At 58.9% G+C, this 19,235-nt stretch carries 17 protein-coding genes and 1 pseudogene; 16 read left to right on the top strand and 2 right to left on the bottom strand.

The features are described from left to right. The first annotated feature begins 173 nt into the window (after positions 1–173). Positions 174–767, top strand: coding sequence for an RNA 2',3'-cyclic phosphodiesterase (gene thpR, locus IPM61_12100; GenBank protein MBK8912055.1), 594 nt, complete (start codon positions 174–176; stop codon positions 765–767). A 30-nt stretch (positions 768–797) separates the two neighbouring features. On the opposite strand, the gene IPM61_12095 is transcribed toward thpR, so the two are convergent. Then, positions 798–1,433: a sigma-70 family RNA polymerase sigma factor gene (locus IPM61_12095; GenBank protein ID MBK8912054.1), complete on the bottom strand. Its 636-nt coding sequence runs from the start codon at positions 1,431–1,433 to the stop codon at positions 798–800. 231 nt (positions 1,434–1,664) lie between these two features. On the opposite strand from IPM61_12095, the gene IPM61_12090 reads away from it, so the two are divergent. The 10 genes and pseudogenes from IPM61_12090 to IPM61_12045 all read left to right on the top strand — a co-directional run bounded on the left by IPM61_12090 (position 1,665) and on the right by IPM61_12045 (position 11,114). Then, a complete protein-coding gene (locus IPM61_12090) occupies positions 1,665–2,240 on the top strand; it encodes an FKBP-type peptidyl-prolyl cis-trans isomerase (protein ID MBK8912053.1) in 576 nt (191 codons plus the stop codon). 67 nt (positions 2,241–2,307) lie between these two features. Beyond that, on the top strand, positions 2,308–2,997 hold the full coding sequence (locus IPM61_12085; protein MBK8912052.1) for a DUF4230 domain-containing protein: 690 nt from the start codon (positions 2,308–2,310) through the stop codon (positions 2,995–2,997). 58 nt (positions 2,998–3,055) lie between these two features. Then, on the top strand, positions 3,056–3,787 hold the full coding sequence (locus IPM61_12080) for a DUF3891 family protein (protein ID MBK8912051.1): 732 nt from the start codon (positions 3,056–3,058) through the stop codon (positions 3,785–3,787). After that, positions 3,780–4,433: a thiamine diphosphokinase gene (locus IPM61_12075; protein MBK8912050.1), complete on the top strand. Its 654-nt coding sequence runs from the start codon at positions 3,780–3,782 to the stop codon at positions 4,431–4,433. Before IPM61_12080 ends, IPM61_12075 begins: the two co-directional genes overlap by 8 nt. A gap of 524 nt (positions 4,434–4,957) precedes the next feature. Continuing rightward, positions 4,958–5,794 carry a hypothetical protein gene (locus IPM61_12070; GenBank protein MBK8912049.1) on the top strand — a complete coding sequence of 279 codons (837 nt, stop codon included), beginning with the start codon at positions 4,958–4,960 and terminating at the stop codon, positions 5,792–5,794. An 84-nt stretch (positions 5,795–5,878) separates the two neighbouring features. After that, positions 5,879–6,688 (top strand): hypothetical protein, encoded by an 810-nt coding sequence (locus IPM61_12065; GenBank protein MBK8912048.1) that lies wholly within the window; start codon positions 5,879–5,881, stop codon positions 6,686–6,688. A gap of 73 nt (positions 6,689–6,761) precedes the next feature. Then, positions 6,762–7,178, top strand: a complete 417-nt coding sequence (locus tag IPM61_12060; protein MBK8912047.1) for a hypothetical protein — start codon at positions 6,762–6,764, stop codon at positions 7,176–7,178. A 906-nt stretch (positions 7,179–8,084) separates the two neighbouring features. Further along, positions 8,085–8,546: a hypothetical protein gene (locus IPM61_12055; GenBank protein MBK8912046.1), complete on the top strand. Its 462-nt coding sequence runs from the start codon at positions 8,085–8,087 to the stop codon at positions 8,544–8,546. Between the two features lie 102 nt (positions 8,547–8,648). Next, complete coding sequence (locus IPM61_12050) at positions 8,649–9,812, top strand: aminotransferase class V-fold PLP-dependent enzyme (protein ID MBK8912045.1); 1,164 nt, start codon at positions 8,649–8,651, stop codon at positions 9,810–9,812. Positions 9,813–9,825: 13 nt separating this feature from the next. Further along, a pseudogene (locus IPM61_12045) lies at positions 9,826–11,114 on the top strand (restriction endonuclease subunit S). Between the two features lie 302 nt (positions 11,115–11,416). Here IPM61_12045 and IPM61_12040 read toward each other — a convergent pair. Continuing rightward, entirely contained in the window at positions 11,417–12,160 is a 744-nt protein-coding gene (locus tag IPM61_12040) for an NAD-dependent deacylase (GenBank protein ID MBK8912044.1), read from the bottom strand. 1,176 nt (positions 12,161–13,336) lie between these two features. Between IPM61_12040 and IPM61_12035 the strand changes: the two genes are divergently transcribed. The 5 genes from IPM61_12035 (at position 13,337) to IPM61_12015 (ending at position 18,868) form a co-directional block, all read left to right on the top strand. Next, a complete protein-coding gene (locus IPM61_12035; GenBank protein MBK8912043.1) occupies positions 13,337–14,164 on the top strand; it encodes a glycosyltransferase in 828 nt (275 codons plus the stop codon). Positions 14,165–14,518: 354 nt separating this feature from the next. After that, a complete protein-coding gene (locus IPM61_12030) occupies positions 14,519–15,010 on the top strand; it encodes a hypothetical protein (protein ID MBK8912042.1) in 492 nt (163 codons plus the stop codon). A 124-nt stretch (positions 15,011–15,134) separates the two neighbouring features. Further along, entirely contained in the window at positions 15,135–15,947 is an 813-nt protein-coding gene (locus IPM61_12025) for a thermonuclease family protein (GenBank protein ID MBK8912041.1), read from the top strand. Positions 15,948–16,279: 332 nt separating this feature from the next. Continuing rightward, positions 16,280–17,812, top strand: a complete 1,533-nt coding sequence (gene sucC, locus IPM61_12020; GenBank protein ID MBK8912040.1) for an ADP-forming succinate--CoA ligase subunit beta — start codon at positions 16,280–16,282, stop codon at positions 17,810–17,812. A 174-nt stretch (positions 17,813–17,986) separates the two neighbouring features. Continuing rightward, on the top strand, positions 17,987–18,868 hold the full coding sequence (locus tag IPM61_12015) for a DUF2236 domain-containing protein (GenBank protein ID MBK8912039.1): 882 nt from the start codon (positions 17,987–17,989) through the stop codon (positions 18,866–18,868). The last annotated feature ends 367 nt before the right edge of the window (positions 18,869–19,235 follow it).

The following is a 19,235-nucleotide window of genomic DNA, read 5'->3' as shown; positions in this document are numbered from 1 at the left end:
CAGATGCTTGGTTTTGGTAACGGGCAAACATACGAAGAGCATGCTTGCTGCAAGGGTAAAAAATTTCGGCGAGACTGCGGTTGCGGGATTGCCGTTGGCACGAAGCCGCTGGAGCCGCCAGCCAGCCACATCACTTTTGCGGAAATAACGGGCCATTCCCCTATCATTGCCCCATGAACAACCAACATCACCTATCCGGCCCGCTGCACCGCTGCTTCTTCGCCTTAAAATTTTCGCCGGAAGCGACGGCGTATCTGGCCAACATCATCAACCAGTTGCGGCAGCACAATGCCGACGTGGCATGGACCCCGCAACGGAACATCCATCTTACCCTCCGCTTCCTGGGGGAGATCACCGACCAGCAGCTTCGGCGGGTGCGAGCATTGCCAGGGATCGCGCCGCTTGGTTTGGGGTTCGCGCTGCGTGCTTCGGGGCTGGGGGCGTTCCCAACGCTCCGTTCGGCGCGGGTGCTGTGGGCGGGGGTGGAAGGGGAAACGCCGGACCACCGCCAGCAACTTGGCGCGCTGCAACAACGGGCAGAAGAATGGGCGCAGGAAATCGGATTGCGGCCCGAAGGAAAACGGTATATCCCCCACCTCACTCTTGGCCGCGTCCGGAACCCATCGCCAGGGCTGCGGAGCGTTGTGGACGCGATGACCACCGGGGAATGTTACTCGCCATTATCCACCATCGGCCAGCTGCTGCTGGTCCGCAGCGTCCTATCGGAACGGGGGGCGGAGTATCAGGTGTTGGAGGAATGGGAGTAGGCTGCAAGGCCGCCCGCTCCTTCCCCGCCGTTACTCCTCCTTGAAATGCTCAATCTTCCCTTTCAGCCGTTTCAGCAGAAGGGCGCGGGCGCGGAACAGGTGGGCTTTTACGGTGCCAAGCGGCAAGCCTAACTTCGCGGCGATGTCCGCATACTCAAGCTCGTAGGTGTGGCGCATCTCGATGACGATGCGGTACTTCTCGGGCAAATTTCTGATTGCTTCCTGCAAGATTGCGGTGCGTTCGGAAGCGGTGATTGGCGCGTCGGGAATCACGGCATTCGGGTCGGCATACTCCATCTGCATCTCCCCCTCGTTGGTTTGCATTGGGGCATCAATGGAGATGGTTTTCAGCCGCCGCTTCCGCAAATAATCAATGCAGTTGTTGCTGGCGATTTTGTACAGCCACGTGCTGAACGCATACTCAGGATTGAAACTTGCCAACGAGTTGAACGCCTTGATAAACGCTTCCTGTGTCAGGTCATCGGCGTCGTCCTGGTTGCGGATCATGCGGCTAAGCATGGCATGAAGCGACCGCCAATATTTATTGCGCAGTCGGGTGTAGGCGGCTTGGTCGCCGGCCAGCGCACGGTCCACCAGGGCGTAATCCTCCTGGCGGCTGCGAAGCCGACGTTCATCGGCAGTGAGTGATTGCGGTTGCGAAGGCATCGGGCCGAAGTTAGCGTTTTCCGGCAATTTGGCGAACAACCCAAACACGTATCAACCGGAAGCAAGCCGAAGCAACGGAAGGAGCACCTGATTGGGTTTTGCAGATTTGCCGACAATGCTTTTTTTGCCCCTCGATAATTCACGATTCCCAATCAACACCTTCGTACGCCTAACCATAATCCATCCATGCTCATCGCTGATCGTTCAATGCTCCGCGCCACCATTGCCGCAATGCTGCTGCTGCCGGCGTTGCTTGCCTGCAAATCGGCAAGCGGCGCGGCGCAATCGGAGAATAAAACCGCGCCGGCAGCGGGCCAGCCAACCGGCAACGGGGCAACCGTTCCGCCGCAAGTGGCGCAAGGGACCTTGCCATCCAAGCCAGACCAATCCCCCCCCTACTTCCCCCACGTTCCGCCGGATGCCGACACGGTGGTCACCATCAGCGGGCTGAAGTATATCGAGCACCAGCCGGGCACCGGCGCAGAAGTCAAAAAAGGGATGAAGGTGAAGGTGGATTACGCCGGATACTTGCTCACCGGAATGCTGTTCGACACCTCCATCCGCTCCATCGGCCAGGAGAACAGCTTCGACCGCGGCGGCTATCCGTTCCAGCCGTTAGAGCTAACCGTCGGGACCGGGCAAGTGATTCGGGGATGGGACGAAGGGCTAACCACCAACATCCGCGTTGGCGGGTCCCGCCGGCTGATTATCCCACCAAGCCTGGGCTACGGTCCGCAAGGCGCGCGCCCCAGCATCCCACCAAACGCAACGCTGGTGTTCGATGTGAAAGTGCTGGAAGCGAAATAATCACGCAGCCGCATCCGGCATTTCCCGCGCAGCCAACTCCCGATCTCACAACTCCGATTTCCAGATTATGAGCGATTCCCCTTCCCGGTCCCCGTTGCCCCACTTGCGCCGGGCGATGGTGCGCAAAACGCAGGGCGCACGTTGGGCAGTGGGCGCAACGGCAATCGCCCTGATTGTGGCCGCGTTGCTTGCCTGGCAAACATTCTTTCCCCCAAGCCGCACAACCTCGCGGGTGATTGATTTCAGCCAATCGGTGGAGAAGATTCAGGAGCTTGCCACGGTGAAAACCCACCTCCGTTTTGCGGTGGTGATCCGCGAGGAATCGGGGAACATCATCGTGCGGCGGTTTGCCGACCAAGCCGAATACATCGGCATGGACAACGTGGGGTCGGTGCTGTTCCAGGACCCCACGATGTTCCTTGAACTTCATGGCGTGGCAACCTTCGGGGTCCGCCTGAACGACCTGCAACGCCGCATCACCCAGGACGATTCCACCGTGACGATTGACCTTCCCAAGCCGGAATTGCTGGACGTTAAACTGATTGCTGCCGACACCCGAATCGTGGCCCAAATGAAAGGCCTGTTCCGCAGCAGCAACAACACGCTGCTCCTTTCGGCCAATCAACGGGGGGAAGAATTTGTTCGCGATTACGCCGCGCACGACACCGCAATGATTGAGCTTGCCGCCCAACGCGCACGCGACGTGCTGGGGCTGATTGTGCAGCAATCGGGGAAACGCGCCGAATGGAAACCGTGACCCCAAGCACGCCGAACCGAAGCATCATATCCACCAATAACCAACCGATTGAACCTCCATGATCCTTCAAAAACATAAGCGGCAGACCACTGCAATCCGCCAGGAAGACCACGCGGCGTTTGCCGGTTTTTTGCTGGAGCATTGGCTGGACCATGGATTCCCCCACCACCCCAATCGCCAAGAAATCATCCGCGCAACGCACCAGCACGACAACGGCTGGAGCCTGTTCGATGCCAAGCCGCGCCTGGATGCCAAAACAAAACTCCCCGTGGATTTCCAACGCATCACCCCAGAAGAAACGGTGGAGATATGGAACCGCGGCACCGAGAAGTTTGTTGAAACCGAGCCGCTGGTGGCGCTGCTGATTACGCACCACGCCTACACCCTGCACGAGCATATCCACCGCCGCACCGGGGTTTGGAAAGATTTTTTTATTGGCCTTGCCAAACGGCGTGGCGCGCTGCGCGATTTGCTGGGGTTGCAGCACCACGACATTGAGCGGCTGTACTCCTACCTCCGCATGGCGGACCTTTTCTCGCTGCAATTCTGCATGAACGCAACGCTTGGGGCCGCCCACCCGGAACGCTACGCCGGCTACGTTTACCGCCGCGATGGGAACCAATTTCAGTTCCGCCCCTTCCCGTTTACTTCGCGGCAGCTATCCTACCAGTTGCCCACCTACCCGCTGGACCGCGCCGGCTACGACGACGTAAAAAAACTGCAAGCCGCCATGAAGAAGCCGGTGATGCAAGAAATCACCATCACCCCGCTGGAGCGGTGGGATGAGTAGCAAGCGCGGGCTGCCAAAACTCCCGAAGCACGGGGCGTTGCTGCTGATAGGAGGCAGGCTCCCCAACCGCACTTCCCTTTTGGAGTTGGCCAGCGGCTTCCGCCCGATTGTTGCGGCGGATGGCGCAGGGCTGGTGGCGGTTGGTCGCGGCCTAATCCCCAATGTGGTGATCGGCGATTTGGATTCCGTTGGTCCCCGCCGCGCAACGCTGCAACGGCATGGCGTGCAGATTATTGAACGCCCCAGCCAAGAAGAAAACGATTTCGAGAAAGGATTGCACTGGCTTATCGAGCAGGGGGAAACCGTGGTGACGGTGATGGGAATAAGCGGCGGGCTGGTGGACCACACCCTCAACAACTTCTCCATCGTGGCAAAGTTTGCCCACCGCCTGCAACTGCAGTTTGTGGATGAGCGAAGCCTGGGCATTGTGGTTGTGGGAAATTTGGAATGGGCAACCACCCCGGGCCAGCGGATTTCCATCATCCCTCTCCCTTCGGCACTGCTTACCACAACGGGATTGCGGTGGGAGCTTGCCAACGAGCAATTAGCAATCGGCCAGCGCGAAGGGGGAAGCAACAAGGCCATTGGCGATTGGATCCGCGTGGAGGTCCACCAAGGGGTGGCGGCGGTGGTGGTTGGGGGGTAAGGGTGTGTAGCTCCTCCCGACGGAGGGCGGGGTCGAGGTCGCCCTGAAGGGGCATACTATCATAGCCCAGGGCAACGCCCTGGGAATTCACCACAAAAAAATCCCACCGCCCTGAAGGGGCAATCTAAAGGGGCAACCCCATTCATCCATCAATCGCTCACCGACCGCACCCATTGCAAATCCACACCCTCAACAAAACATCTAACCGGATAGAGGTCGCCCCTTCAGGGCTGGTGTTGCGTGCGGCTTGGCTCCTTTCCCAGGGCGATGCCCTGGGCTGGCATCGGTCGCCCCTTCAGGGCTGGTGTTGCACGGGGCTTTGCCCTGATCACACCGCCCCGATTCAGTCGGGGCGGCTACCTCATTTTCCTGCTCCCCCTGGACCGACCTGCGACCGCTTCCCCCCATCTTTACACTTTATCCTTCGCCCTTTTCCCCGTAGGCTCTAAATTCGCGGCTTGCTGAGTTGGCCGGCGAACTCCGCGGCCTTTACATCTTCCAAAAAATTCTTCCTGATCGCCATTATGCAGAATCCGATCTGTGCGGAACGCTCCGCAGTCCCTTCCCGCTCCATCAACATCCTTGGGCTGTTGCTCCTGCTTGTTGGCCTTGCCGCCAGCGGGTGCAGCAACCATGGCAAACGTTTGGAGTTCGGCAGCGGAACGCTCTACTACACCGAAAACGTTACCGAGGACCAAGCCAAGAAGCTGGGGGAAACGCTCCAGAAATCAAGCCACTTTGCCAACAAAGAATGGAAAGCACAGCTTGACAAAGCCGGCGCACTCTGGAAGCTCAACCTTGTGGAAGATGCCGCAAAAGTGAACGACCCAACCTTCAAAGTCTGGATCACCAACTACAACCTGCAGCTCTCCAAACAAGTCTTCAGCGATGGGAAGGTCCAGATTGACCTGTGCGACGATGACTTCAACCCACTGAAAACCTTCCCCCCAACCTACTACGGGCGGCGCGTGGGCTTTGGTCCAAGCGACCTCTACATCGGCAACAACATCACCCCCCAGGAAGCAAAAACCATTGGCAGCCACTTGGTGAAAATCGGATACTTCGGCAAAAGCCCCGAGACCGCACAGCTGCAAAAAGGGAGCGATGGACGCTACGCCTTCCGCATCATGGTGAAATCCGGAACCGAGAACAACCCAGAGTTTTTACAGCGAACCCAAAAGTTCGCCCAGGAGCTGACCTCCGTCATGGGGAACAAACCGGTGGAGGTCCACCTGTGCAACCTCCTGTTCAAAACCATCCGCGTCGTGAAGGCCGATTCGACGGCGGCAACGGCGGCACCAGCACCGGGCAAGCCGGCCCCGACCGCACAACAAGCGCCCGCGAAAAAGCCGAACACCTAACAAACAGAACTCCCACGACCATCCATCCACTCTGCCGGGGGAACCGTTCCCCGGCAGATGGATGCTTCCACCGAATTCCCTTTTATGCAACGCTCCATTCTTCCGCTTTTTCTTCCGCTGGTCCTTGCTTGCGTGGTTGGTTGCGCCAACCATGGCAACCAGCTGGATATCCCCTTGAACGATGGCGAGTTCTTCTACACCGACAGCATCCGCCCCGACGAAGCGCAGCGGGTGGCGAACTACTTGGCCAAGCAGAACTACTTCGACGGCACGCGCCACAAGGTGGTCCAGCTGGATAAACAGAACGGCACGTATCTGTTCCGCAGCAACTTCCCCGACTCGGTCCTGGAAAGCCCCGATAACCAAACCATCGCCAGCATGCGCCGCGCTGTGGCAATGGAGCTTTCCAAGTTGCTGAACGACCACCGCGTGGAAATCCAGATGTGCGACGACGGATTGAACACCGTGAAAACAATCCCCCAACCAAACCACGGCACACGGCTGGATATGGGCAAGGGGGACCTGTTCTTCACCAACACCATCCAGCGCGTGGTGGCCGAACGATTGCGCACCTTCCTGCTGGCGCAAGGCTTCACCGGGGCAAACTCCATCACCGCACAGCTGAACCTGGCGGACTCCACGTGGCAATTCCGGCTGATGGTCCTTCCCCAAAAAGCAAAGGACCCAGACTACATCGCCACCTGCCAAGCGTTCGGGGCGCAGCTGTCGCGCCAGGTGTTTGGCGGCGCACCGGTGGAGGTCCATTTGTGCGATCTTGACTTCCGCACCCTGCACGCCATTACGTGGGAAACAATCCAAACCGCCGCCGCCGCAACCAGCGCGGATGCGAAACAACCCCACGCGAACAACGCCGACACAACCGCCAAGAAATAAGCAAGCCACACCAAGCCCTTGCCAACCATTGGCCAAACACAACTCAACAAACTGATTACGGGGGCACACACCAATGAAGCAATCACAACGCGCAACACAACTGCTGATGGCGATGCTGGCAATGCTGACGATTGCCGGATGCACCAACTACGGAACCAAACTGGAGTTCAAAAAAGGGGAACTCTACTACACCGAAAACACCACCGAAGCCGATGCCAAAAAGCTGGGCGATTACTTGCTGGCCCAGGGCTACTTCGACGACACCGAAACCCGCACCGTCCAGCTGGACAAAAAGGATGGCACGCACCACGTCCGCTTTGTGGTGAAGGAAGAATATCAGACCAGCCCCAAAGCCCTTGAGCTGTTCACGCCAATCGGTGCCGAGCTTTCCAAAGCCGTGTTCGGCGGCGCGAAAATCGTGGTTGACATCTGCGATGAAACCCTGGAAACCAAACAAACCCTCTCCGCATCCGGCGACCAACCGGCGTAACAGGAACAGCAGAAACAAGGCCGCCGTCCCGACCTCCGTCGGGACGGCCACCGAAAAGGTAGCCGAAGGTCTTTAGCCTTCGGCGCCATCTTCGGTCCTCGGTCACTCGGCAGGCTAAAGACCTGTTATCAATCCCGACCTCTGTCGGGGCCGCTACCCCGATAAAGATCGGAGCCGCTACCCCGACTTCGTCGGGACGGCCACCGAAAAGGTAGCCGAAGGTCTTTAGCCTTCGGCGTCATCTTCGGTCCTCGGTGACTCGGCAGGCTAAAGACCTGTTATCAATCCCGACCTCTGTCGGGGCCGCTACCCCGATAAAGATCGGGGCCGCCACCCCGACTTCGTCGGGACGGCCACCGAAAAGGTAGCCGAAGGTCTTTAGCCTTCGGCGCCATCTTCGGTCCTCGGTCACTCGGCAGGCTAAAGACCTGTTATCAATCCCGACCTCTGTCGGGGTCGCTACCCCGATAAAGATCGGAGCCGCTACCCCGACTTCGTCGGGACGGCCACCGAAAAGGTAGCCGAAGGTCTTTAGCCTTCGGCGCCATCTTCGGTCCTCGGTCACTCGGCAGGCTAAAGACCTGTTATCAATCCCGACGGAGGTCGGGGCCGCTACCCCGACGGAGGTCGGGAACGCCACCGAAAGGGTAGCCGAAGGTCTTTAGCCTTCGGCGCCATCTTCGGTCCTCGGTCACTCGGCAGGCTAAAGACCTGCCGCTACCCCGACGGAGGTCGGGAACGCTACCGAAAGGGTAGCCGAAGGTCTTTAGCCTTCGGCGCCATCTTCGGTCCTCGGTCACTCGGCAGGCTAAAGACCTGTTATCAATCCCGACGGAGATCGGAGCCGCTACCCCGCTCCCCCTTCCCAAAACAACGCATCGCAAATCCAACAACATCCAACCCACAATGCTCCCTTCCTTTCTTCGATGGAAACCAGAATGGAAACCAGAATGGAAACCGAAATCCAAACCGAAATGGAACCCTCAATCGGCGCTCCTCCTTCCGCTGCTGTTTGTGGCTTGCGTCCAGCAGGGGGCTGATGTTGGGAAGAAGCTGGAAATCAATGGCGGCGATTTTTACTACACCCCGAACGTCACCGAGGCCGATGCATGGAAAGTGGTGGATGCCCTGACCGCCTCCGGATTCTACCGCGAAGGGGGGCAGACCTCGGCCCAGCTGGACCGCCTTCGCAGCATCCCCCACGTTCGGCTGATTGCCCAGGAGGAGATGCTGGAAGGAACCGCAATCCTTGACAGCGTCCGCCCGCTGGCCGAACGCGTTTCCAAAAAAGCCTTTGGCGGCGGGAAGATTGTGGTGGATATCTGCAACGACCAATTCATCACCGTCCAATCGCTAACCTACCCGTAACGCCGCGCCGCAGCAACGCGCCGCAGCGGGTGCGCGGGGCCTTCCCCGCTTCTTCATCAATCGAACTCAACCTTCACTCACTCACACGCAAGCACGCACGCCATGAACAACCTTCGCTCGCACTTTCTTCTTCGCCCCGATGTTGCGTTCCTGAACCACGGATCGTTTGGCGCAACACCGCGCCCGGTGTTCCAGCGTTACCAAGAATGGCAACGCCAGCTTGAGCTTGAACCGGTGGAGTTCCTGGGCCGCCGCGCGCCGGAGCTTCTGCGGGAATCGCGCGCCGCGCTTGGCCAGATGCTGAATGCCGATCCCGACGACCTGGTGTATATCACCAACGCCACCACCGGGGTGAATATCGTTGCGCGGTCGTTGCAGCTTGGTCCGGGCGATGAGGTCCTGACCACCAACCACGAGTATGGCGCGTGCGACAACATCTGGCGGTTCCTTTCCGGCAAGCAGGGGTTCCGATACCGCGCCGTGGAGATTCCCGTGCCGGTGACAACCCATGCCGATTTTCTGGAGCGGTTCGTTGCCGAAATCACCCCGCAGACGCGGGCCATTTTCATCAGCCACATCACCTCCCCAACCGCACTCACCTTCCCCATTGCCGAGCTTTGCCACGTTGCACGCCAGCGCGGGATTCTCACCATTGTTGACGGCGCGCATATCCCCGGCCAACTGCCGCTGGACCTTCGGGCGTTGGATGCCGATTTCTACACCGGGAACCTCCACAAATGGTTGTGCGCGCCAAAAGGGGCCGCGTTTTTATACGCCCGCCGCAGCCTGCAAGAACTGCTGGAGCCGCTGGTGATAAGCTGGGGCTGGAACGCCCCCTTCAGCAAAGGGTCCCAGTTCTTGGATTACTTGGAGTATGGCGGCACCAGCGACATCTCCGCCCCGCTCTCCGTTCCGGCAGCGATTGAATTTTTCCAGCAGAACGATTGGTGGAACGTGGTGGAGAACTGCCACCAGCTTGTGCTCCGGTCCCGCCCCGCGATTGCCGCGGCGTTGGATGCCCAGCCAATCGCCCCCAACGGAAACGGCGGCAGCGAGTGGTTCCGGCAGATGAGCGCGTTCCTGCTGCCGGAAGGGATGCCCGGGGATATCCTTCACTCGCGGTTGTTCAACGAGCACCACGTGGAAATCCCAACGTTCCCGTGGCAAGGCCGCTGGGCAATTCGGATTGCCGTGCAAGGCTACAACACCTGGACCGACGTGGAGCGGCTCCTATCCGGCGTGCAAGAAATCCGCAAAACACTCTAACCCCCACCACCCCATGAACTACATCGAACAAATGGTGGCCGAGCTTTGCCCGCAGGGGGTGGAGTTCAAAATGCTTGGGGAGGTTGGCACGACCTATGCCGGCCTCACGGGGAAAAGCAAGGCTGATTTCAGCAACGGCAATGCGCGATTTGCTTCCTACAAAAACATCTTCAACAACCTTGCCCTTGATCTTGAAGCCAGTGACTTCGTTCGTGTTGAAGCCGGGGAGAAGCAGAACGCTGTGATGATGGGGGATGTGCTGTTCACTGGGTCGTCGGAAACACCAGGTGAGGTTGGGATGTCGTCGGTGATTGTTGAGCGCCCATCGGAAGCAATCTATCTGAACAGTTTTTGTTTTGGGTATCGGTTCAACGATGATGGATTGCTGTTGCCGGGTTTTTCGAAATACCTTTTCCGCAGCGAAGCGGTTCGGCAGCAGATAGTGCTGAGCGCAAGCGGGGTGACGCGATTCAATATTTCCAAGAAGCGTTTTTTGAACACCCGCATCCCCCTCCCCCCGCTCCCCATCCAACAGGAAATCGTGCGGGTGTTGGATACGTTCAGCCAGCTTGTGCGTGAGCTTCAGGCGAATCTGCAGGCGGAGCTTGTGGCACGGCGGAAGCAGTATCAGTATTACCGTGACCAGTTGCTCAGCTTTGAGGGGCGTAAGGATGTGAGGTGGGGGACGTTGGGGGAGATTGGCAACTTCGTCCGCGGTTCTGGTATCCAAAAGTCGGACTTTACTGATTCCGGTTCAGGGTGTATTCACTACGGCCAAATTCACACGCACTACGGTACGTGGGCGAAGGAAGTGATATCGTTTATCAATCCAGAATTTGCCGCACGATTGCGAAAGGCTCAGGCTGGTGATCTTGTTATTGCGACGACAAGCGAGGACGACAAAGCTGTGGCCAAAGCGGTTGCTTGGCTGGGTGATGAGGCTGTGGCCGTAAGCACAGATGCGTATATTTTCCGGCACACAATCAACCCTAAGTATGTATCCTATTTTTTCAAACAGAGCTTTTCCAATCGCAAAAGAAGCCACACATCACTGGGACCAAAGTGCGTCGAATTTCTGGGGAGAGTCTGTCAAAGATCCGCATCCCGATTCCTTCTTTGGAAGTCCAACAAGAGATCGTCTCCATCCTGGACAAATTCGACGCGTTGGTGAATGACCTTTCGATTGGCTTGCCGGCAGAGATCGCCGCCCGCCAGAAGCAATACGAATACTACCGCGACCGGTTGTTGACATTTCCGGAGGCCGCACGAACAGAGGTAGCCGTCCCGATGAATCGGGATTGATAAAAGGTCTTTAGCCTTCGGCGCCATCTTCGATCACTGGGCCCCGATAAAGATCGGGGCCGCTACCCCGACTTCGTCGGGATGAGCACCGCAAAGGGTAGCCGAAGGTCTTTAGCCTTCGGCGCCATCTTCGGTCACTGGGCCCCGATAAAGATCGGGGCCGCTACCCCGACTTCGTCGGGACAACCACCGCACGGGTAACGATTCCCAGGGCGTTGCCCTGGGCTGTGATAGAATGCCCCTTCAGGGCGAAGGAGGGGGAACGCTTCGGGAATTTTTGCGGGTAGCCACCCCTCACCTACTCAACCTCCCCCCCCCTCCTTCATCATCTCCACAATGTTCGGCATCACGGTTCCGCTGGGGAACGGGAGGTGTTCGTGGGCTTTGGGGGTCAGCGGGGTTTCCTCGGTGTTGATCTCCACCACATATCCCCCATGCTCCAACGCCACAAACGGAAGCTCCGCCGCCGGCCACACCAGCGACGACGTCCCAATCGAGAACAGGACGTTGGCTTGCGTGGCAAGGTCCCAGGCGCGTTCCACCGCTTGGACCGGAAGCATCTCGCCAAACCAAACAACATCGGGGCGGATGAACCCGCCGCACTGGCATTGCGGGACTTCTTCCCGGGTGAGGAATTCGGGGCCATCGTAGCGGCGGCGGCATTGGATGCAGAAATTGCGGAGCGCGCTTCCGTGCAGCTCGATCACATCGGTGGACCCGGCGCGGGCGTGAAGCCCATCAATGTTTTGGGTAATCACCACCACCTTCGGGACCAGCGTTTCCAGCATGGCAATGGCATGGTGCCCGGCGTTGGGTTGGGCCTCCATCATCGCCTGCCGGCGCGCTTGGTACCAGGCCCAGACAAGCTGCGGGTTGCGCAAAAACGCATCCACGTTGGCAAGCTCCTGCGGGCTAAATTTGGCCCACAATCCATCCGGCGAGCGGAAGGTGGAGATACCACTTTCGGCGCTGACCCCAGCGCCAGTAAACACCACCACCAACCGAGCGTTGGCCAGGCGTTGCAACAGGGTGTTTGATAGTTTCATGGTGTGTTGAGAGTTTGATAAGAGGTAGCCGCCCCGACTTCGTCGGGACAACCACCGCAAAGGGTAGCCGAAGGTCTTTAGCCTTCGGCGGCATCTTCGGTTCTCAGCCTTCGGCGGCATCTGACTGGGCAGGCTAAAGACCTGTTATCAATCCCGACGGAGGTCGGGGCCGCTACCCCGACTTCGTCGGGACAACCACCGCAAAGGGTAGCCGAAGGTCTTTAGCCTTCGGCGGCATCTTCGGTTCTCAGCCTTCGGCGGCATCTGACTGGGCAGGCTAAAGACCTGTTATCAATCCCGACGGAGGTCGGGGCCGCTACCCCGACTTCGTCGGGACAACCACCGAAAAGGGTAGCCGAAGGTCTTTAGCCTTCGGCGGCATCTGACTGGGCAGGCTAAAGACCTGTTATCAATCCCGACGGAGGTCGGGGCCGCTACCCCGACTTCGTCGGGACAACCACCGAAAAGGGTAGCCGAAGGTCTTTAGCCTTCGGCGCCATCTTCGGTTCTCAGCTTTCGGCGGCATCTGACTGGGCAGGCTAAAGACCTGTTATCAATCCCGACGGAGGTCGGGGCCGCTACCCCGACTTCGTCGGGACAACCACCGCAAAGGGTAGCCGAAGGTCTTTAGCCTTCGGCGGCATCTTCGGTTCTCAGCCTTCGGCGGCATCTGACTGGGCAGGCTAAAGACCTGTTATCAATCCCGACGGAGGTCGGGGCCGCTACCCCGACTTCGTCGGGACAACCACCGCAAAGGGTAGCCGAAGGTCTTTAGCCTTCGGCGCCATCTTCGGTTCTCAGCCTTCGGCGGCATCTGACTGGGCAGGCTAAAGACCTGTTATCAATCCCGACGGAGGTCGGAAGCCCTACCCGACTTCGTCGGGACAACCACCGAAAAGGGTAGCCGAAGGTCTTTAGCCTTCGGCGGCATCTTCGGTTCTCAGCCTTCGGCGGCATCTGACTGGGCAGGCTAAAGACCTGTTATCAATCCCGACGGAGGTCGGGGCCGCTACCCCGACTTCGTCGGGACAACCACCGCACAACGTGGCGCAAGTTACGGCTTGCTTGGCTGATGCCGGGAAGGTATGTTGCTTGCCGCCGGAGAAGTTGCCCTCCCCTTCCGATTCGTCCGGGGAGCGATTCCCCCCTTCCTGTTCTTTTCCCAACGCCGAACCGATGCCGACCAACGACGCAGTTCACGAAGCACTCCAAACCGAAACGCCAGCGCGCGCCGCAACCCGGGGCGCGGATTCTGCCGTTGCTGGGCCGTTCATCAGCATCATCATCCCGGCGTTGAACGAGGAGAAGTTGATTGAACGGACGCTTGCCTGCTTCCCCCCCGAACTGCGCCAACGCTACGGGATGGAGCTGATCGTCAGCGACGGCGGCAGCAGCGACGCAACCCCGCAGATTGCCGAACAGCACGCCGACGCTATTGCCCGCCACACCGAGCCACGCCGCCAAACCATTGCCGAAGGGCGCAACCGCGGCGCGGCGTGCGCGCGGGGGAACCTGCTGGTGTTTATCAACGCCGACACGGTCCCCAAAAACCCGCAGGAATTTTTGCGAACGCTGCGGCAGCTTGCTGGGGATGCATCGGCCAGCAACCGCTGCGTGGCCTACGCCTGCCCGGTGGAGATTGCCCCGGAGGAACGCCGGCTAAGCGACCGGCTGTTCCATGGATTCTTCAACCGCTACGTTCATTTCTTGAACCTGATCGGCCTGGGAATGGGGCGCGGGGAGTGCCAGGTGATCTACCGCGAAGCGTTCCTAACCGCCGGCGGCTACGACAACGCCATGGTTGCGGGCGAGGACTTCGACCTGTACAAACGGCTGAGGCGGCTGGGAACCATTGGCCACCGCGCGGAGTTGATGGTGCATGAATCCCCTCGCCGTTTCCGCCGCTACGGCTATCTTCGCGTGTTGTGGGAATGGACCCTGAACGCGTTATCGGTGATCTTCTCCGGCAAAGCCGTTGCAAAGGAGTGGGAGCAAATCCGGTGATGGAGTCGGGGCCGCCGCCCCGACCTTCGGCGGGATTGATAAAAGGTAGCCGCCCCGACCTCCGTCGGGGTTAATAAAAGGTCTTTAGCCTTCGGTGTCATCTTCGGCCTTCGGCAGGGCCCCGATAAAGATCGGGGCCGCTACCCCGACTTCGTCGGGATGAGCACCGCAGAGGTAGCCGCCCCGACCTCCGTCGGGGTTAATAAAAGGTCTTTAGCCTTCGGCGCCATCTGACTCGGCCCCGATAAAAATCGGGGCCGCTACCCCGACTTCGCAATACTCACAGGATAATCCATTGCGTTGGCGCGTTGCGCTGCGCCCGTATCCAAATCATCGTCAAGTATCCAACCATCCATGATCCGTTCTGCACTTTTCAGCCTTTTGGGGCTTGCGTTTCTTCTTTCGGCGTGCGCCGATAACTCCACCGGTCCCGACGTTGGTTCGGGGAATGAATTGACCGCGAAGATTAACGGGACCGAAGTCACCTTCACGATGCAGCCGGCAATTGCCAGCTACGACCCCGGAACAAAGCTGGGGCGGTTCGGCGGCACAACCACCGGCAACCCCACACGCACCATGACCCTTTCCTTCACCCACGACATTGACAACGGGTCCTTCCCGGTAACGTTCAAGGATCCTGAGATCAGCATCACCTACATCCAAATCAGCGGGACCGACACCACCACCACCATCTGCGAGCCGCTGAAAGGCCACTGCACCGTGACGCTGACCGCCAGCAACGGCAGCATCGTGGATGGAACCTTTGCCGCAACCTTGACCGACACGAAGAACGCCGCCAACACCTTCGAAATCAAAGGTGGAACGTTCTCGGCACGGCTGCGGTAACGGGTGGCGTGCGGGGCTTGTTCACCGGCTTGGGCAGGCCCCCGATGTGGCTTGAATCATTCGCTGCAACTTCCTTTGCCGGACGGCACCGTTCGGCTTCACCATACTTGCAAGAGGTTTCGCCATGCCACTGAACATCACTGTTGAATCACTTGACCGCGAGCACCTGGGGGCCGCACGCTGGGGCGGCACACCAACCGACGGCGACACACCAACCGTGGCGCTGAACATCCGAATGGTAAACGTGGACGCGCCCGAGGTCCACTACCCCGGCAACCGGAAGCCATCGCGCCAGGATGCCGCGCTGGCGGGGCTGCTGGCCAATCGGCCCGAGGTTTTTACGCCTCAACTTCGGGACTATCTATCCCCCAAACTGGAAGGCAACGCGGGGACGCGGCAGATGGAGTGGGGCAAGAAATCGCGCGATGCTTACGACGCGTTAGCGAAGGAGCTTTTGCAGTTCGACCCGGAGAAGGAGCGGTACCGCGCCAAAGTTCACATCACCATCGGAAGCGAGCCGTTCGACCGGTTCCAGCGGCTGCTGGCCTACGTGGCACCAATGGAGAACATCGCGGCCAAGCGGAAGACGTTCAACTTGATGCTGGCCGAGCAGGGTTGGGTGGTGAACTACTTGATCTACCCGAACCTTCCGAAGCGGGACGACATCATCAAGCTGCAAAAAGCGGTGGCCAAAGCGCGGAAGAAGGAATTGGGAATGTGGGCGGATCCGTTGCTGCTGGCGGGGTATGAGTTCCGGAATCTTGTTGACACGGCATCGAAGAAATCCAACGGCCCCAAACGCCACTGCGCCGACATCTCCACCGGGCGGCTGCATTTGCCGGAGGACTACTTCACGATCCTTCCAGAAAACCGCCTGTTCATTGACAAACGGGACCTGAAGAAAGCGCAAACAACGCTTGGGCTGAAGTGGGCGTGATGCATGGCATGGGCGGGCAATGGGGTATGTGATTCCCTTTTATTGCTTTGGTACCATGAAGGGCCATCCCCTTGCTTTGGCAAGGTTTTCCTACTGTTTAGCTGGGGTTCTGGCTCTGTAACGTTTCAGTTTCTCACCTTGCCACCCTGCACCCCAGATTCATGGTGGGGATGAACTTTTGCTATTTTTGCCACGCAGAAAATGCCAGCCAATTGGCAACGGCGGCGGCCCTTCCCTGCAAAGCCTTGCAACGTGGGAACGGGGTGGGCAGGGGTTCTGCAACGGACACAGCAATCAACAAGCAAACTCAAATACACTCAGCTTTTTAACCAATGAATCTTCACGAGCATCAGGCCAAGGAACTGCTTGGCAAGTATGGCGTTCCGGTGCAAACCGGGCGCGTTTCCTACTCGCCCGAGCAGGCGGTGGAGAATGCCTACTACGCGCTTCAGGACGGAGCGGAATTGCTGATCCTGAAAGCACAGATCCACGCTGGCGGGCGTGGCAAAGGGGTGATCCACAACCCAGAGACCAACGAGCCGGTGATGTACAACCTGAAGGAGCTGCGCGGCGTAAAAGTTCTGCCGGCAACCGAAGGGAACCCGCTCCATGAGGTCTATGAAATCTCCCGCCGGATGCTTGGCCAGAAGTTGGTCACGCTGCAAACCGGCCCGCAGGGGAAGATCATCAACCGGATGCTGGTGGCCAACGGTGTGGACATCGCCAAGGAGTTCTACTGCTCGATCCTGATGGACCGCGGGACCGGAAAGAACATCATCATGGTCTCCACCGAAGGGGGTGTTGAGATTGAGAAGGTGGCCGAAGAAACGCCGGAGAAAATTATCAAAGAATACATCGAGCCAGGGCAAGGGGTGCAAGGGTTCCAGGCCCGCCGGTTGGCGTTTGGGTTGGGGCTTAACGGCGCGGCGCAGAAGCAGTTCATCAGCTTCATCACCGCGTTGTACAACGCCTACCTGAGCATTGATGCCTCGATGGTGGAGGTGAACCCGATGGTGCTGACCCCCGACGACAAGATCATTGCCGTGGACGCAAAAGTGAGCATTGACGACAATGCCTTGTATCGCCACAAGGATATCGCCGCCATGCGTGATGAGTCGGAGGAGGACCCGCTGGAGGTTGAGGCCGGGAAGTACGACCTGAACTACATCAAGCTGGACGGGAACGTTGGCTGCATGGTCAACGGCGCGGGGTTGGCAATGGCCACCATGGACATCATCAAACTTGCCGGCGGCGAACCGGCGAACTTCCTGGACGTTGGCGGCGGCGCAAGCGTGGACCGCGTTGCCAACGCCTTCCGGGTGATGATGAGCGACCCGAACGTAAAGGCCGTGTTGATTAACATCTTCGGCGGAATTGTCCGCTGCGACCGCGTTGCCAACGGCATCATCCAAGCAATGGAAACGGTGGCGGTGAACGTCCCGGTGATCGTCCGGCTGGACGGGACCAACGCCGAAGAAGCGCGCCAAATCTTACTGAACTCACCACTCAACTTCTCGGTTGCCGGAACGCTCCTTGAAGCCGCCCAAAAAGTGACCGAGGCGTTAGAGGCCGCAGCAGCAACAACAACCGTTGGGATCAAGGAGGGATCAACCGTTATGAGCGCAGCAATGGCATCGGCATCGGTCATCCGCCGCTTGGATGACGACGATGATATGGATTTCAGCGACGACGACAACAACGAAGAGGAGGAAGAGGACAGCTACACACGCTCGATGGAAGAAGTGGACGTTGAAGAGATCGAGGACCCAGACGCAATGAACTTTGCCGATTTCGACGAAGAAGAATTGGACGACGACGTTGACAACATTGACTCGCTGTTCGGCGACGACGACGACGACATCTAAATCATCTTGATCGCTTTTTGCGGCAACCAAGAAAAACCTTACTGGCAGGCGAAACGGCAGCACGCTGTTTCGCCTGCTTTATTTTTGGGGGCACACAATCCAAGCCCGCAGCAACTGCGTACCCACAGGCAGGAAACCAGCAGCATTCACAATCCAAGAAAGAAGGCATTTCCCATGGGACGGTTCGACATTCTGCGCCGGATTGAGGCAATGGACCCGGTGCGCGACCACCAAGCGATCTACCATTTAACCACCGGGTACGAATTCTCCTGGGACACCACGCGCGCGCTGGAGGTGGCCCTGTACCGAACGTACTGCGTCCCCACGATTTCTGGGCTGCTGGCAAGGACCGGGAACTTCCTTCGCGCCCCCCAGAAACGCTACGACGACACCGCCATCATCGTGGCCGAAATAAGCGAGCATGGATACGAAAGCGGGCGTGGGCTGGAGGCCTTGAAACGGATGAACCGCATCCACGGCCATTTCAACATTGGCAACGATGATTACCTGTACGTCCTTTCCACCTTCATCTACGAGCCGATCCGCTGGATGCGCCGTTTTGGTTGGCGAGCCATGAGCCGAACCGAGGAGCTTGCCAGTTTTTATTTCTGGCGCGAGGTTGGGAAGCGGATGGGGATTAAGGAGATACCGGAAACGTTCGAGGCGTTCGAGCAGTTCAGCCGCCAGTATGAGCAGAAGCATTTCCGGTTTGCTGAAACCAACCGGAAGATTGGCGAGGCCACCCGCGACCTGTTCGCGGCGTGGTTCCCACGGTTTGCCAAGCCGTTGGTCCACCGGGGGGTGTATGCCATGCTGGACGACGCGATGTTGGAAGCCTTCGGGTTCCCGAAACCAGCGCCGTTGATGCGCCGGATTGCCGTCTTCAGTTTGTGGCTGCGTGGGCGCATCGTCCGGTATCTTCTTCCTGCCCGGAAGAAGCCGCTTTTCTTCCACCACCGCCGCAACCGCACCTATCCCCAACGCTACACGCTGCAAGAGCTTGGCCCCGACAACTTGGAGCAATTCCGAAAAAAAGATGCAGAGAGTGTGGGGTGAGTAAGCGCGGAGGTCGCCCTGAAGGGGCATTCTATTACCCGCAAACGCTCCCGAAGCGTTCCCCTCCAACGGAGGGGTGCCCGACAGGGCGGGGTGGGTTCGGGGGAGCCACCGAACACGCGGGGTTTTCTGTTGGACACCGAGGCTTGCTGATCCTGAGATTCGGGAATGGATGCTTGGTTCGCGGGTGTTCCACCCCCCAACCCCCTCCCAAGAGGGGGAGCAACGCGCAAAGCCAGCACACAGAAGCGGAAGATCACGCCACAGGCTAAAGACCTGTGGCTACCTCCTTCTTCCTCCCCCTCTCCGTCAGTTACTCTGGCGGTGCTCGCGAACAACCTCACGGAGAGGGGGTTGGGGGGTGAGG

This window comes from Chlorobiota bacterium (assembly GCA_016710285.1).
Classification (GTDB): Bacteria; Bacteroidota; Ignavibacteria; order OLB7; family OLB7; genus OLB7.
This window is presented reverse-complemented; position numbering and strand designations above follow the sequence as displayed.

Excerpts from the sequence above, each read along its gene's own strand:
- thpR (MBK8912055.1), top strand. The coding sequence starts at position 174 with ATGAACAACCAACATCACCTATCCGGCCCGCTGCACCGCTGCTTCTTC.
- IPM61_12095 (MBK8912054.1), bottom strand. The coding sequence starts at position 1,433 with ATGCCTTCGCAACCGCAATCACTCACTGCCGATGAACGTCGGCTTCGC.
- IPM61_12090 (MBK8912053.1), top strand. The coding sequence starts at position 1,665 with ATGCTGCTGCTGCCGGCGTTGCTTGCCTGCAAATCGGCAAGCGGCGCG.
- IPM61_12085 (MBK8912052.1), top strand. The coding sequence starts at position 2,308 with ATGAGCGATTCCCCTTCCCGGTCCCCGTTGCCCCACTTGCGCCGGGCG.
- IPM61_12080 (MBK8912051.1), top strand. The coding sequence starts at position 3,056 with ATGATCCTTCAAAAACATAAGCGGCAGACCACTGCAATCCGCCAGGAA.
- IPM61_12075 (MBK8912050.1), top strand. The coding sequence starts at position 3,780 with ATGAGTAGCAAGCGCGGGCTGCCAAAACTCCCGAAGCACGGGGCGTTG.
- IPM61_12070 (MBK8912049.1), top strand. The coding sequence starts at position 4,958 with ATGCAGAATCCGATCTGTGCGGAACGCTCCGCAGTCCCTTCCCGCTCC.
- IPM61_12065 (MBK8912048.1), top strand. The coding sequence starts at position 5,879 with ATGCAACGCTCCATTCTTCCGCTTTTTCTTCCGCTGGTCCTTGCTTGC.
- IPM61_12060 (MBK8912047.1), top strand. The coding sequence starts at position 6,762 with ATGAAGCAATCACAACGCGCAACACAACTGCTGATGGCGATGCTGGCA.
- IPM61_12055 (MBK8912046.1), top strand. The coding sequence starts at position 8,085 with ATGCTCCCTTCCTTTCTTCGATGGAAACCAGAATGGAAACCAGAATGG.
- IPM61_12050 (MBK8912045.1), top strand. The coding sequence starts at position 8,649 with ATGAACAACCTTCGCTCGCACTTTCTTCTTCGCCCCGATGTTGCGTTC.
- IPM61_12040 (MBK8912044.1), bottom strand. The coding sequence starts at position 12,160 with ATGAAACTATCAAACACCCTGTTGCAACGCCTGGCCAACGCTCGGTTG.
- IPM61_12035 (MBK8912043.1), top strand. The coding sequence starts at position 13,337 with ATGCCGACCAACGACGCAGTTCACGAAGCACTCCAAACCGAAACGCCA.
- IPM61_12030 (MBK8912042.1), top strand. The coding sequence starts at position 14,519 with ATGATCCGTTCTGCACTTTTCAGCCTTTTGGGGCTTGCGTTTCTTCTT.
- IPM61_12025 (MBK8912041.1), top strand. The coding sequence starts at position 15,135 with ATGCCACTGAACATCACTGTTGAATCACTTGACCGCGAGCACCTGGGG.
- sucC (MBK8912040.1), top strand. The coding sequence starts at position 16,280 with ATGAATCTTCACGAGCATCAGGCCAAGGAACTGCTTGGCAAGTATGGC.
- IPM61_12015 (MBK8912039.1), top strand. The coding sequence starts at position 17,987 with ATGGGACGGTTCGACATTCTGCGCCGGATTGAGGCAATGGACCCGGTG.